The organism is Streptomyces sp. NPDC001513 (assembly GCF_042894695.1).
In the GTDB taxonomy this organism is placed as follows: Bacteria; Actinomycetota; Actinomycetes; order Streptomycetales; family Streptomycetaceae; genus Streptomyces.
Genome location: NZ_JBIAVU010000011.1, coordinates 90,648 through 106,916, shown reverse-complemented (window position 1 = coordinate 106,916; position 16,269 = coordinate 90,648). Strand labels below are relative to the sequence as shown.

The window sequence follows — 16,269 nt, the reverse complement described above, 5'->3', positions numbered from 1 at the left end:
GGACGATGAGGTGGGGTTTCGATGAACGCGCCGTACGACGGTGACCGCGCGCAGGGCACTGGTGGGCCTGCGCCCTCCCAGGGCACTGCCCCGGGCACCCCGGTGCCCGGGCAGGTTCCCGCGCCTGCGCCCGCGCCGGAACGCGACCCGTATGTCCAGGATGCCTACGACTACGACCCGTACCGGGCCCAGGACCTGTCCGCCCAGGACCCCGTCGCCGAGGTCCTCTACGACCGCGCCTCGCACCCCCCGCCGCCGCCCGGCACCTACCAGGAGCCCGGACCGCTCTACGCGGCGCCGACCGCGCCCTCGTACTCCCCCGACCCGCGCGTCTGGGCCCAGACCCCGCCGCCCGAGCCGGACGGTCCCTCCCGCCACCTTCCGTACGGCGACCACGCGACCACCACCCAGTTCGTCGGCGTCGACTCCCTCGTCACCCAGGCCGGGGACGAGCAGCCGGAACCCGATGCCTTCGCGCACCTCTACCGGGACCAGGAGGCGGCGCCCCGCACCCCCGCCGAGGAGGCCCCCGTCGCGGCGCCGGCACCGAGCAAGCCGGCCGGACGCGCCTCCAGCCTCCTGAAGTCCAGCGCGCTCATGGCCGCGGGCACGATCGTCTCGCGCATCACCGGCTTCGGACGCACTCTGGTCATCGCCGGCGCGATCGGCGTGGGCACCTTCAACGACACGTACCAGATCGCCAACACCCTGCCCACGATGATCTACGTGCTGGTCGGTGGTGGCGCCCTCAACGCCGTCTTCATCCCGCAGCTGGTCCGGGCCATGAAGAACGACAACGACGGCGGAGAGGCGTACGCCAACCGGCTGCTGACCCTCGTCGTGGTCCTGCTGGCCGCCATCACCACCATCTGCGTCCTGGCCGCACCGGTGTTCATCACGATGATGTCGCCGAAGATCGCCTCCGACCCGCAGCAGATGGAAGTGGCCGTCGCGTTCGCCCGCTACTGCCTGCCCACCATGTTCTTCATGGGCATCCACGTGGTCCTCGGTCAGATCCTCAACGCCCGCGGCCGGTTCGGCGCGATGATGTGGACCCCGGTCCTCAACAACATCGTCGTCATCGCCACGTTCGGCGCCTTCATCTGGGCCTTCGGCGGCTTCACCACCTCCGGCGTCAACGCCACCACGGTCACCGCCGACGGTGTGCGCCTGCTGGGTGTGGGCACGCTGCTCGGCCTCACCGTCCAGGCCCTCGCGATGCTGCCCTACCTGCGCGACGCGGGCTTCCGGCCGCGCCTGCGCTTCGACTGGAAGGGCCACGGCCTCGGCAAGGCCGCCCGCCTGGCCAAGTGGACGTTCTTCTTCGTCCTCGCCAACCAGATCGGCCTCGTGGTCGTCACCCAGTTCGCCACCTGGGCCGGGTCCATCGCCGAGGAGCAGGGCCACTCCGGTACCGGCATCACCGCCTACAACTACGCGCTGCTGCTGTGGCAGATGCCGCAGGCGATCATCACCGTCTCCGTCATGACGGCCGTGCTGCCGCGCATCTCCCGCTCCGCCCACGACGGGGACGCCGCCGCGGTCCGCGACGACATCTCCTACGGGCTGCGCACCTCGGCAGTCGCGATCGTGCCGTGCGCCTTCGCGTTCCTCGCGCTCGGCGTGCCGATGGCCACCCTGCTCTACGCCGGCTCGGGCTCGGGCGCGCAGAACATCGGCTACATCCTCATGGCCTTCGGTCTCGGGCTGATCCCGTACTCCGTCCAGTACGTGGTCCTGCGCGGCTTCTACGCCTACGAGGACACCCGGACGCCCTTCTACAACACGGTCATCGTCGCCGCGGTCAACGCGGCCGTCTCCGCGGCCTCCTTCTTCGTGCTCCCCGCCCGCTGGGCGGTCGTCGGCATGGCCGCCGCCTACGGCCTCGGCTACACCGTCGGCGTGGGCGTGGCCTGGCGCCGGCTCAAGACCCGCCTCGGCGGCGACCTCGACGGCGCCCACGTGATGCGCACCTACGCCCGCCTCACCGGCGCCTGCGTCCCTGCCGCCGCGGTGGCCGGCGCCGTCGCCTACGCGGTCACCCAGTGGCTGGGCAGTGGAGTCGCCGGTTCCGCCGCTGCCCTCGTGGCCGGAGGCATCGCCCTGGCGGCCGTGTTCCTCATCGCCGCCAAGCGGATGCGGATCGAAGAGCTCAACGCGATGGTCGGGATGGTCCGCGGACGTTTGGGGCGCTGATGCGCACAACCGTCGCCCCCGTTCGTGTGTCGTGCATAGCGTCGGACTGTGGGCACAATTGGCATGGCTTCGCAGACTGGCCTACAGCGCGCAACGGATGGGGAGGCAGGAACGACGGTGGCGGAACGTAGCACGGCTGCCGTCGACGTGGCCGACAACAGCGGCGATGAGCCGCTGGCCGCACAAGCGGCAAAGGCCACGTCCGACGGGGTGGACACCCAGAACGGACGAGCCGCGGACGGACCCATGCCCGACAAGGACGGCGAACGCACAAAGGCGGCCCCCGCGGCCGCACCCGAACTCCACAGCGGCCACAAGCTCGCCAGACGCTACCGGCTGGAGGAGTGCGTCACCCGTGTGGACGGATTCAGCAGCTGGCGCGCGATGGACGAGAAACTGCGGCGGGCCGTGGGCGTCCACCTGATGCCCGCCGACCACGCGCGGGCACGCTCCGTCCTGGCCGCGGCGCGCTCCTCCGCCCTCCTCGGCGACCCCCGGTTCGTCCAGGTCCTCGACGCCGTGGAGGAGAACGACCTCGTCTACGTCGTCCACGAATGGCTGCCCGACGCCACCGAGCTCACCGCACTCCTCGCCGCGGGCCCCCTGGAGCCCCACGAGGCCTACCAGCTCGTCAGCCAGGTCTCCCAGGCCATGGCCGCCGCACACCGCGAAGGCCTGGCCCATCTGCGGCTGACGCCCAGCGCGATACTGCGCACCTCCTCGGGCCAGTACCGGATCCGCGGCCTCGCCGTGAACGCCGCCCTGCGCGGCATCACCAGCGAGACCCCGCAGCGCGCCGACACCGAGGCCATCGGTGCCCTCCTGTACGCCGCCCTCACCCAGCGGTGGCCGTACGAGAACGACGCGTACGGCCTCGCCGGCCTGCCCAAGGGCGTGGGCCTGATCGCGCCCGACCAGGTGCGCGCCGGTGTCCACCGGGGTCTGGGCGAACTCGCCATGCGGGCGCTCGCCAACGACGGGGCCACCGCGTCCCGCCAGGAGCCCGCCTGCACAAGCCCCGAGGAGCTGGCCAAGGCCGTCGCCGCGATGCCCCGCATCCGGCCGCCGGAGCCCGCCTTCACGGCCCCGCCGGAGTACCAGCACACCACCTACCAGCAGGGCAACTACGGCCGTCCCACGCCTCCCGGTGCCCACACCACCCAGGTCCGGCCCGTCCCGCCGCCGCCTCCCCCGCTGCAGAGCCGTACCGGCCGGGCCCTCAAGTGGGGTGTCGCCGCCCTGCTCATCGCCGCCCTCGGCCTGGGCAGCTGGCAGCTGGCCGACACCCTCCTGGGCCGCAACAACGGCGGCACCAACGGCCCGAACCAGACACAGACCGATTCCGAGGAAGACCCGAAACCGCCGGAGCGGACCGCACTGACCATCAAGGGCGCGGCCGAGTACTACCCGGACGACAAGGCCCAGGACCTCGACGGTGTCTCCAAGAGCTACGACAACGACCCGAGCTCGTTCTGGCGCACCTACCGGTACGAGGACGGTCCCGACCTGGGGGCCTACAAAGAGGGCCTCGGCCTCGTCTTCGACCTCGGTGAGGAGCAGGAGGTGAGTGCGGCCTCGATAGCGTTCAGGTACGACGGAGATCACACCACCGCGACCATCTACGCCGCGCCGAGCCTGTCGTCGTCGACCCCGATCAAGAGCATGAAGCAGATCGCCACGGGGAGCACGAAGGACAAGCAGCTGGAGCTCGCCACCAACACTCCGGTCAAGACGCGCTACGTGGTGCTGTGGCTCACGGCCATGCCGAAGGCCGGCGCTTCGGAGTACAGCGGGGCCGGCTACAAGCAGGGCATCTCGAACGTCGTCTTCTCCCGGACCTCCTAGCACTCACGTGCTGTACGCGGTCCGGTCCGGGCAAGAGGTCTGCGGGAAGGAATTTCCCGCAGACCCGCGGCGCCCGGCCGTGCGGGACGGCTCCGGGACGCACCCGGTTCGACACGTGCTCGGCTTCCCACAGGAGGGGAATCATGAGGCCTGCGCCTGACGGACCCGCCCCCGCCTCGGACCAGGAGCTGCTGGCCCGGCACGTGGCCGGCGACCCCGATGCGTTCGGGGAGCTCGTGCGGCGGCACCGGGACCGGCTGTGGGCAGTGGCGCTGCGGACCCTCGGCGACCGCGAGGAGGCCGCGGACGCCGTGCAGGACGCCCTGGTCTCCGCCTACCGGGCCGCCCACACCTTCCGCGGGGAATCCGCCGTCACGACCTGGCTGCACCGCATCACCGTGAACGCCTGCCTCGACCGCGCCCGCAAGGCCGCCTCCCGCAGGACCTCTCCCCTCGACGACACGGACCGCCTGGAGCGGCTCCTGGAGCCCCACGAGTCCGCTGAGGCCCCCGCGGAGCGCCAGGACCTCCACCGCCAGCTCCTGGCCGCCCTGAGCACCCTCCCGGCCGATCAGCGGGCCGCGCTGGTCCTCGTCGACATGCAGGGATACCCCGTCGCCGAAGCCGCCCGCATCCTCGAGGTCCCCACCGGCACGGTGAAGAGCCGGTGCGCACGCGGCCGGGCGAAACTCGTCCCCCTCCTCACTCATCTGCGCACGAATGCCGGGGATAACAGCCCCATCGAGCGGGGAAGGAACCGGACGCCGGGTCCACCCGTCCCACCAGCGGCAGAACCCAGGCATTCAGACCCAGACGCTGTGAAGGGCGGAGGTGGACGACCGTGAGCCCCACAACCGGCACGACCGGCACGATCCGGCACCCGGACGTCTCGGAGATCTCCGACCTGACCGAAGGTCTCCTCTCCCCGTCCCGTACCGCCGAAGTCCGCCGGCACCTCGGCGACTGCGCCCTGTGCGCCGACGTCCGCGCCTCCCTGGAGGAGATCCGCGGGCTCCTCGGCACTCTCCCGGGGCCGGCCCGGATGCCCGGTGACATCGCCGGCCGCATCGACGCGGCCCTCGCCGCCGAGGCCCTTCTCGACGCCACCCAGCCCCGGGCCAAGGCCAGGCCCGACGAGCGGACTCGCACCCCGAACCGCGATGTTTCACGTGAAACATCGCCCGCCGGTCACCCGACCGGCCCAACCGGCCCGGGCAGACGCCGCGCCCGGCGTCGCATCGCCGTGCTCTCGGGCCTGGTCGGAGCAGCCGCCTGTGCCCTCGGCCTCTTCCTGTTCGGCGATTTCTCCGGTACGCCCACCGGCGACACGGCCGCCCGTACCGAGACCCCGAACTCCGCGGATCGCGGCGCGGCCGTCGCGGCCGGCGGGGACTACACGGCACAAGGGCTCCAGGACACGGTGCGCGGGCTCATCGCCACCCAAGGCGCCAAGACCGCTCCGGGGGAGCAGAACAACACCTACGGCATGGAGAACACGGCTCCGGCCCCGGGAGTCGCTCCCGGCGACAAACTGGCGGCGGTGTCCGTCCCCACCTGTGTCCAGGGCGCCACCGGCCGCCCGGACTCCCCGCTCGCCGCCGAGCGCGGCACCTACCAGGGCGCCGGCGTCTACCTCCTCGTCCTGCCGCACCCGGGAGATTCCGCGCGCGTGGACGCCTACCTGGTCGACTCGGGCTGCGAGAACAGCGGCTCGGCCACCCCCGGAAAGGTCCTGCTGACGGGTACCTATCCGCGGAGCTGACGGGTTCAGGTCCGCAGTGGGGCGGGTGGGGAATGCATGCGCCGTAGGATCCGTTGGGTGGGGTGAGAGTCCGCACCGGCCCCCGGTAGGCAGCACGCAGTCCGCAGAGACGAGGAAGAAACCCGTGAGCGACGTACGAAACGTGATCATCATCGGCTCCGGGCCGGCCGGTTACACCGCCGCCCTGTACACCGCACGCGCTTCGCTCAAGCCCCTGGTCTTCGAAGGTGCGGTCACCGCGGGTGGCGCCCTGATGAACACCACCGAGGTGGAGAACTTCCCGGGCTTCCAGGACGGGATCATGGGCCCGGACCTCATGGACAACATGCGCGGTCAGGCCGAGCGCTTCGGCGCCGAGCTGGTTCCGGACGACATCGTGTCCGTGGACCTCAGCGGTGAGATCAAGACCGTCACCGACACGGCCGGCACCGTGCACCGCGCCAAGGCCGTCATCGTCACCACCGGCTCCCAGCACCGCAAGCTCGGCCTCCCCAACGAGGACGCGCTCTCCGGCCGCGGCGTCTCCTGGTGCGCCACGTGCGACGGGTTCTTCTTCAAGGACCACGACATCGCCGTCGTCGGCGGCGGCGACACCGCGATCGAGGAGGCCACCTTCCTCTCGCGCTTCGCCAAGTCCGTCACGATCGTCCACCGCCGCGACAGCCTGCGCGCCTCGAAGGCCATGCAGGACCGCGCCTTCGCCGACCCGAAGATCAAGTTCGCCTGGGACAGCGAGGTCGCCGAGATCCACGGCGACCAGAAGCTCTCCAGCCTCACCCTGCGCAACACCAAGACCGGTGAGACCTCCGCGCTGCCCGTGACCGGCCTCTTCATCGCCGTCGGCCACGACCCGCGCACCGAGCTGTTCAAGGACCAGCTGGACCTCGACGACGAGGGCTACCTCAAGGTCGACGCCCCCTCCACCCGCACCAGCGTCACCGGCGTGTTCGGCGCCGGCGACGTCGTGGACCACACGTACCGTCAGGCCATCACCGCTGCGGGCACCGGTTGCTCCGCCGCCCTGGACGCCGAGCGCTTCCTCGCCGCCCTTGCGGACGCCGAGAAGGCGACCGCGGCCGCCACCGTCTGACCGCTTCATCCCACACCCCACCCCGCAGGAAAGAAGGAGGCCCGCCGTGGCTCTCAAGACCGTGACCGACGCCGATTTCGACGCCGAGGTACTGGCAAGCGACAAGCCGGTTCTGGTGGACTTCTGGGCCGAGTGGTGCGGACCGTGCCGTCAGATCGCGCCGTCCCTCGAGGCCATCGCCGCCGAGTACGGCGACCAGATCGAGATCGTCAAGCTCAACATCGACCAGAACCCGGCCACGGCTGCCAAGTACGGCGTCATGTCCATCCCGACGCTGAACGTCTACCAGGGCGGCGAGGTCGCCAAGACGATCGTCGGTGCCAAGCCGAAGGCCGCCATCCTGCGTGACCTCTCGGACTTCGTCCAGGTCAAGACCGCCTGACGCACCACCGAAGTTCCACGTGAAACGGGACCGCCCCCTGGGGGCGGTCCCGTTTCACGTATCCCGCTCAGAGGGGACGCAGCGCCGGCTCCTTGCGCGCAGCGCCCAGCAGCCGGTCCAGCGCCAGCTCCACGTCTTCCTTCCAGGACAGCGTCGACCTCAGCTCCAGTCGCAGCCGCGGATGCACCGGATGGGGCCGTACGGTCTTGAACCCCACGGCCAGCAGATGGTCCGCGGGCAGCAGACACGCCGGACCCTCCCAGCGCGCATCCCCGAAGGCCTCGATCGCCCGGAAGCCGCGCCGCAGCAGGTCCTTCGCCACCGTCTGCACCATGACCCGCCCCAGGCCCTGCCCCTGATACCCCGGCATGATCCACGCGGTGATCAGCTGCACCGCATCCGGCGAGACCGGACTGGTCGGAAAGGCAGTGGCCCGCGGCACGTACGCCGGCGGCGCGTACAGCACGAACCCCACCGGAACCTCGTCCACATAGACCACACGGCCGCAGGATCCCCACTCCAGAAGGACAGCGGAGATCCACGCTTCCTTCTCCAGCGCCGGAGTCCCCGCCTTCACGGCGGCCTCACCACTGACCGGGTCCAGCTCCCAGAACACACAGGACCGGCAACGACGCGGCAAGTCCTGGAGGTTGTCCAGCGTGAGCGGTACCAGCCGACGACCCATGACCGCATCGTATCCACTGGTCCCTCGTTCTTCGACAGCACGGCGAAGGGGCGGACCGCGCCGGTTCGCACCGGCACGGCCCGCCCCTCGGCGGCCCTGGGATCACTCCCCGGAAAGACCCTGCTCCAGCACCCGGCCCTCGCCCGGCGCCAGCGTTCCCAGAATCCGCTCCAGATCCTCCATCGACGCGAACTCGACGGTGATCTTGCCCTTCTTCTGGCCCAGATCCACCTTCACCCGCGTCTCGAAGCGGTCCGACAGCCGCGTCGCCAGCTCGCTGAGCGCCGGAGCCACCCGGGTACCCGCGCGCGGACCCTTCGGCTTCACCCCGCTCGAAGGCTCCGAGGCCATCAGCGTCACGATCTCCTCGACCGCGCGCACCGACAGACCCTCGGCCACGATCCGGTGCGCCAGCCGGTCCTGCACCTCGGAATCGTCCACCGAGAGCAGTGCCCGCGCGTGCCCCGCCGACAGCACACCCGCGGCCACCCGGCGCTGCACCGACGGCGACAGCTTCAGCAGCCGCAGCGTGTTCGACACCTGGGGACGCGAACGCCCGATCCGGTCCGCCAGCTGATCGTGCGTGCAGTTGAAGTCCTGGAGCAGCTGGTCGTACGCCGCAGCCTCCTCCAGCGGGTTCAGCTGAGCCCGGTGCAGGTTCTCCAGCAGCGCGTCCAGCAGCAGCTTCTCGTCGTCCGTCGCCCGGATGATCGCCGGAATGGCCTCCAGCCCGGCCTCCCGGCAGGCACGCCAGCGCCGCTCACCCATGATCAGCTCATAGCGACCGGGAGCCGACTGCCGCACCACCACCGGCTGAAGCAGACCCACCTCCTGGATGGAGGTCACCAGCTCGGCGAGCGCGTCCTCGTCGAACACCTCGCGGGGCTGCCGCGGGTTCGGCGTGATCGCGTCCATCGGAAGCTCCGCGAACGTCGCTCCCGCCACCACATTGGTCTCGGCCGCCACCGGATCCGACTCTTGCGCCGGGACGACCGCGAGCGATGTTTCACGTGAAACATCCGCCTGCGCCAACGAGGCGAGCTTCGCCGCCGCGACCCCGCGCTCCGACGTCATGACCGGCACCGCCGACGGAGACGTCGAACCGGCACTGATCACCGGCGGCGTCTTCTCCTGCGGGGCCGCGGGAATCAGCGCACCGAGCCCCCGCCCCAGACCTCTACGTCGCTCGCTCACTGGATCCCCTCCGCCACACTCTGCGTGCTGTTCATGCCCGCGCCCAGATGGGCCTGCTGGGCGTCGTACTGCATTCCGACCCCTCGATACGCGATCTCTCGCGCCGCCTCCAGATAGGAGAGGGAACCGCTTGAACCCGGGTCGTACGTGAGCACCGTCTGCCCATAGCTCGGTGCCTCGGAAATGCGCACCGAACGGGGGATGCTCGTCCGCAGCACCTCCTTGCCGAAGTGGCTGCGCACCTCCTCCGCCACCTGCGAGGCCAGCCGGGTCCTGCCGTCGTACATCGTCAGCAGGATGGTCGACACGTGCAGCGTCGGGTTGAGGTGGGCCCGCACCAGGTCGACGTTGCGCAGCAGCTGGCCCAGGCCCTCCAGCGCGTAGTACTCGCACTGGATCGGGATCAGCACCTCCGCGCCGGCCACCAGCGCGTTCACCGTCAGCAGCCCGAGTGAGGGAGGACAGTCGATCAGGATGTAGTCGAGGGGCTGCTCGTACGCCTGGATCGCCCGCTGCAGCCGGCTCTCCCGCGCCACGAGCGACACCAGCTCGATCTCCGCGCCCGCCAGATCGATCGTGGCCGGAGCACAGAAGAGCCCCTCCACATCCACGACCGGCTGGACGACCTCCAGCAGCGGCCGGCTGTCCACGAGCACGTCGTAGATCGACGGCACGTCCGCGTGGTGGTCGATGCCCAGGGCCGTGGACGCATTGCCCTGCGGGTCGAGGTCGATCACCAGGACCCGCGCCCCGTGCAGGGCCAGCGAGGCCGCCAGGTTCACGGTCGTCGTGGTCTTGCCCACGCCGCCCTTCTGGTTGGCGACCACCATGATCCGGGTCTGCTCCGGCCGGGGCAGCCGCTCTCCGGTACGCCCCAGCGCCTCCACCGCCTGCTGGGCAGCTCGGCCGATGGGGGTGTCGTTGTCTACAAGGGGCGGAGGCAATGTTTCACGTGAAACATCGTCTCCCGCCGATTCAGAGCGGGGACCGGGGACCGGATCGGCCATCGGCCCCGCGAGGTTGGCGTCGGACCGCACGGTGTCACTCTCCTCGACATCAGGCTCGCGATGAACAGAGCCTGCCATGTCACCGGGGTCGCGAACCAGCGGGGCCCGTACTCCTGTGGATGAATCCACCGATGTGGACAACTCCGTCCCCCTTGCGTCCTTGCGGTGAAGGGGGGCCGCAGCCGCACGACTGCGACTGATGATTCCGTGCAGCAGAGAGCGACGTTTCACGTGAAACACGATGCCCGGACAGCGCCCGGACAGGGTCTTCGGGCCGCTACGACACTCCGAAATCCATACCTATGGGGCCCAACGCAGACGAAATCTCCGCCGGGCCCCCACACTTCAGAGAATCAACGGCGACGGCGGGTGCGTCCCACCCGGGCCGCCTTAGCCCGCTTGGCCGCGAACCTCACCCCACCGGGGCTCTCTCCGACCTCGACCCGGACCACCGTCGACAACGGGTCCACCAGACCCTCGCCCACGTGCAGCACTGAGGTCTTCACCACACCGAGCTTCGCCAGTGCGGTCTTCGCCGACACCAGTTCCTCTTCGGCGGTGTCGCCCTTGAGCGCCAGCATCTCCCCGTACGGACGCAGCAGGGGCACGCCCCAGCCGGCCAGCCGGTCCAGCGGGGCCACCGCACGCGCCGTCACCACATGCACCGGCTGCACCTTGCCGAGAACCTCTTCCGCCCGGCCGCGCACCACCGTGACGTGGTCCAGGCCCAGCAGCTCCACGGCCTCCTGGAGGAAGGTCGTGCGCCGCAGCAGCGGCTCAAGCAGTGTGATCTTGAGGTCCCGGCGCACCAGCGCCAGCGGGATACCGGGCAGACCGGCGCCCGAACCCACGTCGCACACGGTGACGCCCTGAGGCACCACCTCCGACAGCACAGCGCAGTTCAGCAGGTGCCGCTCCCACAGCCGCGGCACCTCACGCGGCCCGATCAGGCCCCGCTTGACTCCCGCGTCCGCCAGCAGCTCCGCATACCGCACAGCTTCCGGGAAAAACTCACCGAACACCGCGCGCGCCTCTTCAGGCGCCGGGGGAAGCTCAGCTGCCTCCGTCACGGGGACCGTCCTTCCGTACCGCATGGTTCTGGAAAAACCACGTCTTCAAGATGCCGCGTCGTTCACATGCCGCGTCGTTCACGTGCCGGGCGTTCACATGCCAGGCTGACAAACATCGGCCCCGCCTGCGACACAGACGGGGCCGAATACTCGCGCCAGGGGTCAGGCCGGGAGCACAACGACGAAGCGCTGCGGCTCCTCGCCCTCGGACTCGCTCCGCAGACCGGCGGCCGCCACGGCGTCGTGGACGACCTTCCGCTCGAACGGGGTCATCGGGGCCAGCTTCATCGGCTCGCCCGAAGCCTTCACGTCCGCCGCCGCCTGGGCGCCCAGCGCCGCCAGCTCCTCGCGCTTCTTCGCACGGAACCCTGCGATGTCCAGCATCAGCCGGCTGCGGTCCCCGGTCTCCCGGTGCACGGCGAGGCGGGTCAGCTCCTGCAGAGCCTCCAGAACCTCACCGTCGCGGCCCACGAGCTTCTGCAGGTCACGGCCGGCGGAGTCACTGACGATCGACACCGCGGCCCGGTCGGCCTCGACGTCCATGTCGATGTCGCCGTCCAGGTCGGCGATGTCCAGCAGACCCTCGAGGTAGTCGGCCGCGATCTCACCCTCCTGCTCGAGGCGGGTCAGGGTGTCGCCACTCTCAGCGGCGGCGGTGGTGGTGCCTTCCGTCACGGGAGGGACTCCTTCTTACTTCTTGGGAGAGGGCTTGCTGGGCGTCTGACGCTGCGACTTCGACTGCCGCTTGGGCTGCTGCCGCTTCGCGACACCACCGCTCGCCGCATCCGAATCCGCCGTGGCCTCGGAACTCTTGATCACGGAGCCGTCCGGCTGGGCGGCCATGCCCTGCTTCGTCAGAGCCGTGATGAACTTCCGCTCGTTGTCGTTGCGGTCCGGGCCCTTGGCCACGATCGCCGCGACGATCTTCTTCTTGCTCCGGCCCTTGACGTCACCGTGCGAGCCGATGTGCTTCAGCAGGCGGGTCAGGTACTGGTCCTGCGCCTTGCTGCCCGGCGTCGGGTTCTGGTTGATCACGTACATCTGCTGGCCCATGGTCCACACGTTCGTGGTCAGCCAGTAGACGAGAACACCGACGGGGAAGTTGATGCCCATGACCGCGAAGATCACGGGGAAGATGTACATCAGCATCTTCTGCTGCTGCATGAACGGCGTCTTGACCGAGAGGTCGACGTTCTTCTGCATCAGCTGGCGCTGCGTGTAGAACTGCGACAGCGACATCAGGACGATCATGATGGCGGTCACGATGCGCACGTCGGTGATCGAGGCACCCAGGGCGGCGACCTCGGCGGCGCTGTCCGTGAACTTGGAGGCCAGCGGGGCCCCGAAGATGTGGGCCTCACGCGCGCTGGCCAGCAGCGGACCGTCGATGTAGCCGATCTCTTCACCGTTGGCGATGCTCGCCAGCACGTGGTAGAGCGCGAAGAAGAACGGGGACTGCGCCAGGATCGGAAGGCACGAGGAGAGCGGGTTGGTACCCGTCTCCTTGTACAGCTTCATCATCTCTTCGGACTGACGCTGTTTGTCGTTCTTGTAGCGCTCCTGGATCGCCTTCATCTTCGGCTGGAGCGCCTGCATGCCTCGCGTCGCCTTGATCTGCTTCACGAAGAGCGGGATCAGACAGATGCGGATCAAGACCACCAGGGACACGATGGACAGACCCCAGGCCCATCCGCTGTTCGCGCCGAAGATCGCGCCGTACAGCGAGTGGAACTGGACGATGACCCACGACACAGGCGTGGTGATAAAGCTGAACAGACCGGCAATCGTGTCCACTAATCAGGCTCCTTGAGCATTGCGAGATCTACGCAACGCACTGCGCAGCTGCTCGTGCCAACGCGGGCGTTTACGGGGTGGGACGTGGTCCACACCACCCGGGGACCACGGATTGCACCGCAGGATCCGCCAGGCGGTCAGGGCCGTCCCCTTCACCGCACCATGCCGGTCGATGGCCGTGTACCCGTAGTGCGAACACGACGGGTAGTACCGGCACACCGGGCCGAGCAGCGGACTGATCGTCCACTGGTACAGCTTGATCAAAGCGAGCAGCGGGTACTTCATCGAGCCACGCCTCCCAGGAGCCGCACCAGAGCGGCATCCAGGTCCCGGGCCAGTTCCTCGGGGCCGGCATCGCCCGCTCCGGGCAACGCACGTACCACCACCAGGCTACCGGCGGGCAGCTGGGAGAGCCGCTCCCGGACCAGATGGCGAAGACGGCGCTTCACCCGGTTACGTATGACGGCGTTGCCGACAGCCTTGCTGACGACGAAACCCGCACGCGACGAGGGATCGATCTCCCCCGACTCGTGCGGGTCCGTTGCACCGCTTGTACGTAGGTGGACGACGAGGAGCGGGCGACCAGCCCGACGACCTCGGCGTACCGCGCTCGCGAAGTCCTCACGCCGCCTCAGCCGATTTTCGGGAGACAGCACGACGTCACGACCTGCGTGTTGTTACGCGGAAAGGGCGGCGCGGCCCTTGCCACGACGGTTCGCGAGGATCGCGCGACCGGCACGGGTACGCATCCGCAGGCGGAAGCCGTGGGTCTTGGCACGACGGCGGTTGTTCGGCTGGAAGGTGCGCTTGCTCACTCGGGGGCTCCAGAGAATGAATCGTTGTGGCGGGACATCGCCTGGCTGTCACCGTGCGCCCACGAGGAGAAACTCGCGTGTTCGCCCGAGTGGCACCGCTAAATGATCACTAACAGTGACCTTCGCCCATCGGTAGGCAGGCGGCAGCAGCCATCGACAACTCGACCTCGTTACGGTACGCGCGGCTACGCCATCCGGTCAAACCGAGCCGACGGGGCCCCACACTGTGCACAGGCTGTGGACAACGACTTGAACCGTACCCGCTGGCCTGACTACCGTTGTCCGACCCCGGTTTTTTTGTCCCGACCGTCCCAAAGAACCACACATTCGTGGGACCCCTGTGAGAGAGCGTGCTCTGTGGCTGACGTACCTGCCGATCTTGCCGCAGTGTGGCCAAGGGTGCTCGAAAAGCTCCTCGGGGAGGGACAGCCGGGGATCGAGCCGAAGGACAAGCAGTGGGTCGAGAGGTGCCAGCCCCTGGCACTCGTCGCCGACACCGCACTGCTCGCCGTCCCCAACGAATGGGGCAAGCGCGTCCTCGAGGGCCGGCTGGCCCCGCTGATCAGTGACGCGCTCAGCCGCGAATGCGGCCGCCCCATCCGGATCGCCATCACGGTGGACGACTCCGCCGGCGAGCCCGCGCCCCCCGCCCCGCCCGCGCAGCAGTCCGGCGGGTACGAGCCGTACGGCGGCCAGCGCCCCGGCGGCGGACCCGGCAACGGGGACGACCAGCTCCCGACCGCCCGCCCCGCCTACCCGGACTACCAGCAGCCGCGCCCCGAGCCCGGCGCCTGGCCCCGCGGCGGCCAGCAGGACGACTACGGCTGGCAGCAGCCGCGCCTCGGCGGTTTCCCCGAGCGCGACCCGTACGCCTCCCCGCAGCCGGGCTACCTCCAGCAGTCCGAGCCCAACGGCTACGACCAGGGCTCCTACGAGCAGCAGCAGTACGAGCAGTCCCCGTACGAGCCTCAGCAGCCCCGCCAGTCGCACCAGTCTCATCAATACGAGCAACAGAATTACGAGCAGCAGCAGTACGAGCAGCCCGCGCCGCGCCAGGCCCCCGGCCGGCCCGCCGCGCCCCCGGCCCCGTCCGGCGGCTCGACCTCGGGCCCGCTGGAGCCGACCGCCCGGCTGAACCCCAAGTACCTGTTCGACACCTTCGTCATCGGCGCCTCCAACCGCTTCGCGCACGCGGCCGCGGTGGCCGTCGCCGAGGCGCCGGCGAAGGCGTACAACCCCCTCTTCATCTACGGGGAGTCGGGCCTCGGCAAGACGCACCTGCTGCACGCCATCGGGCACTACGCGCGGAGCCTCTACCCCGGCACCCGCGTGCGGTACGTGAGCTCCGAGGAGTTCACCAACGAGTTCATCAACTCCATCCGCGACGGCAAGGGCGACGCGTTCCGCAAGCGCTACCGCGAGATGGACATCCTGCTCGTCGACGACATCCAGTTCCTCGCGAGCAAGGAGTCGACGCAGGAGGAGTTCTTCCACACCTTCAACACGCTCCACAACGCCAACAAGCAGATCGTGCTCTCCTCCGACCGGCCGCCCAAGCAGCTCGCCACCCTGGAGGACCGGCTCCGCAACCGCTTCGAGTGGGGCCTGATCACCGACGTCCAGCCGCCCGAGCTGGAGACCCGGATCGCGATCCTGCGCAAGAAGGCCGTCCAAGAGCAGCTCAACGCCCCGCCGGAGGTGCTGGAGTTCATCGCCTCCCGCATCTCGCGCAACATCCGCGAGCTGGAGGGGGCGCTGATCCGGGTCACGGCCTTCGCGAGCCTCAACCGGCAGCCGGTCGACCTGGGCCTCACCGAGGACGTCCTGAAGAACCTGATCCCCGGCGGCGAGGAAAGCTCGCCCGAGATCACCGCCACCGACATCATGGCGGCCACCGCCGACTACTTCGGGCTGACCGTGGACGACCTGTGCGGCTCCTCGCGCAGCCGCGTGCTGGTCACCGCCCGGCAGATCTCCATGTACCTGTGCCGGGAGCTCACCGACCTGTCGCTGCCCAAGATCGGGGCCCAGTTCGGCGGCCGCGACCACACCACGGTGATGCACGCGGACCGCAAGATCCGCGCTCTGATGGCTGAACGGCGGTCCATCTACAACCAGGTCACGGAGCTCACCAACCGCATCAAGAACGGCTGAGCGCGGCCTCCCGTACCGCTCGCCGGGGCCGCGAAAGGGCCCTTCAAACGCTTTCAGAGGGCGCTCCCGGACCGCGACGGGGGCGCCCTTCTTCGTCCGCGCGCCCCTGACCTGTTCGAATACGCCCCCTGAGGAGCAACTCATCCACAGATTCGGGGACTTTCTTCCGTCCACACCCTGGGGACACGTTCCGTCGCCCACAATCTGTCCACAGGCATGCGGGGTGAGGTTCCATCAGGCCAGGTCAGCCCCCTGTGGAATTGTGCGCAAGCGTC

The 16,269-nt window shown here is 69.5% G+C and carries 16 protein-coding genes; 7 read left to right on the top strand and 9 right to left on the bottom strand.

The features are described 5' to 3' along the window. Nucleotides 1-21: 21 nt before the first annotated feature. The 6 genes from murJ to trxA all read left to right on the top strand — a co-directional run bounded on the left by murJ (nt 22) and on the right by trxA (nt 7,275). A complete protein-coding gene (gene murJ, locus ACFYZ4_RS24750) occupies nt 22-2,196 on the top strand; it encodes a murein biosynthesis integral membrane protein MurJ (RefSeq protein ID WP_351290145.1) in 2,175 nt (724 codons plus the stop codon). 117 nt (nt 2,197-2,313) lie between these two features. Next, nucleotides 2,314-4,041 carry a protein kinase family protein gene (locus ACFYZ4_RS24745; RefSeq protein WP_390784826.1) on the top strand — a complete coding sequence of 576 codons (1,728 nt, stop codon included), beginning with the start codon at nt 2,314-2,316 and terminating at the stop codon, nt 4,039-4,041. A gap of 143 nt (nt 4,042-4,184) precedes the next feature. After that, nucleotides 4,185-4,886 (top strand): RNA polymerase sigma factor SigM, encoded by a 702-nt coding sequence (gene sigM / locus ACFYZ4_RS24740; protein WP_351290149.1) that lies wholly within the window; start codon nt 4,185-4,187, stop codon nt 4,884-4,886. Continuing rightward, the gene (locus ACFYZ4_RS24735; protein ID WP_390784825.1) at nt 4,883-5,803 is read left to right on the top strand and encodes a hypothetical protein; all 921 of its coding nucleotides are present in this window, start codon (nt 4,883-4,885) and stop codon (nt 5,801-5,803) included. The genes sigM and ACFYZ4_RS24735 overlap by 4 nt, the downstream gene beginning before the upstream one ends. Nucleotides 5,804-5,927: 124 nt before the next feature. Then, nucleotides 5,928-6,893, top strand: coding sequence for a thioredoxin-disulfide reductase (trxB, locus tag ACFYZ4_RS24730; RefSeq protein ID WP_384340061.1), 966 nt, complete (start codon nt 5,928-5,930; stop codon nt 6,891-6,893). Nucleotides 6,894-6,939: 46 nt separating this feature from the next. Then, entirely contained in the window at nt 6,940-7,275 is a 336-nt protein-coding gene (gene trxA, locus ACFYZ4_RS24725) for a thioredoxin (protein ID WP_351290154.1), read from the top strand. A 67-nt stretch (nt 7,276-7,342) separates the two neighbouring features. On the opposite strand, the gene ACFYZ4_RS24720 is transcribed toward trxA, so the two are convergent. The 9 genes from ACFYZ4_RS24720 to rpmH form a co-directional block, all read right to left on the bottom strand. Next, the gene (locus tag ACFYZ4_RS24720; protein WP_030707724.1) at nt 7,343-7,960 is read right to left on the bottom strand and encodes a GNAT family N-acetyltransferase; all 618 of its coding nucleotides are present in this window, start codon (nt 7,958-7,960) and stop codon (nt 7,343-7,345) included. Between the two features lie 102 nt (nt 7,961-8,062). Further along, the gene (locus ACFYZ4_RS24715; protein ID WP_390784824.1) at nt 8,063-9,154 is read right to left on the bottom strand and encodes a ParB/RepB/Spo0J family partition protein; all 1,092 of its coding nucleotides are present in this window, start codon (nt 9,152-9,154) and stop codon (nt 8,063-8,065) included. After that, nucleotides 9,151-10,239: a ParA family protein gene (locus ACFYZ4_RS24710; RefSeq protein ID WP_384340064.1), complete on the bottom strand. Its 1,089-nt coding sequence runs from the start codon at nt 10,237-10,239 to the stop codon at nt 9,151-9,153. The genes ACFYZ4_RS24715 and ACFYZ4_RS24710 overlap by 4 nt, the downstream gene beginning before the upstream one ends. 275 nt (nt 10,240-10,514) lie before the next feature. Beyond that, the gene (gene rsmG, locus ACFYZ4_RS24705; protein WP_030707721.1) at nt 10,515-11,231 is read right to left on the bottom strand and encodes a 16S rRNA (guanine(527)-N(7))-methyltransferase RsmG; all 717 of its coding nucleotides are present in this window, start codon (nt 11,229-11,231) and stop codon (nt 10,515-10,517) included. A gap of 162 nt (nt 11,232-11,393) precedes the next feature. Next, complete coding sequence (locus ACFYZ4_RS24700; RefSeq protein ID WP_326589132.1) at nt 11,394-11,906, bottom strand: R3H domain-containing nucleic acid-binding protein; 513 nt, start codon at nt 11,904-11,906, stop codon at nt 11,394-11,396. Between the two features lie 15 nt (nt 11,907-11,921). Next, nucleotides 11,922-13,025 (bottom strand): membrane protein insertase YidC, encoded by a 1,104-nt coding sequence (gene yidC, locus ACFYZ4_RS24695; RefSeq protein WP_351290161.1) that lies wholly within the window; start codon nt 13,023-13,025, stop codon nt 11,922-11,924. A 3-nt stretch (nt 13,026-13,028) separates the two neighbouring features. Beyond that, entirely contained in the window at nt 13,029-13,310 is a 282-nt protein-coding gene (yidD, locus tag ACFYZ4_RS24690; protein ID WP_076043740.1) for a membrane protein insertion efficiency factor YidD, read from the bottom strand. Next, nucleotides 13,307-13,681 carry a ribonuclease P protein component gene (gene rnpA / locus ACFYZ4_RS24685; protein WP_078892724.1) on the bottom strand — a complete coding sequence of 125 codons (375 nt, stop codon included), beginning with the start codon at nt 13,679-13,681 and terminating at the stop codon, nt 13,307-13,309. Before rnpA ends, yidD begins: the two co-directional genes overlap by 4 nt. A gap of 21 nt (nt 13,682-13,702) precedes the next feature. Beyond that, nucleotides 13,703-13,840 carry a 50S ribosomal protein L34 gene (rpmH, locus tag ACFYZ4_RS24680; RefSeq protein WP_008741645.1) on the bottom strand — a complete coding sequence of 46 codons (138 nt, stop codon included), beginning with the start codon at nt 13,838-13,840 and terminating at the stop codon, nt 13,703-13,705. A gap of 357 nt (nt 13,841-14,197) precedes the next feature. On the opposite strand from rpmH, the gene dnaA reads away from it, so the two are divergent. Beyond that, on the top strand, nt 14,198-15,994 hold the full coding sequence (dnaA, locus tag ACFYZ4_RS24675; protein WP_351290163.1) for a chromosomal replication initiator protein DnaA: 1,797 nt from the start codon (nt 14,198-14,200) through the stop codon (nt 15,992-15,994). Nucleotides 15,995-16,269 lie beyond the last annotated feature (275 nt).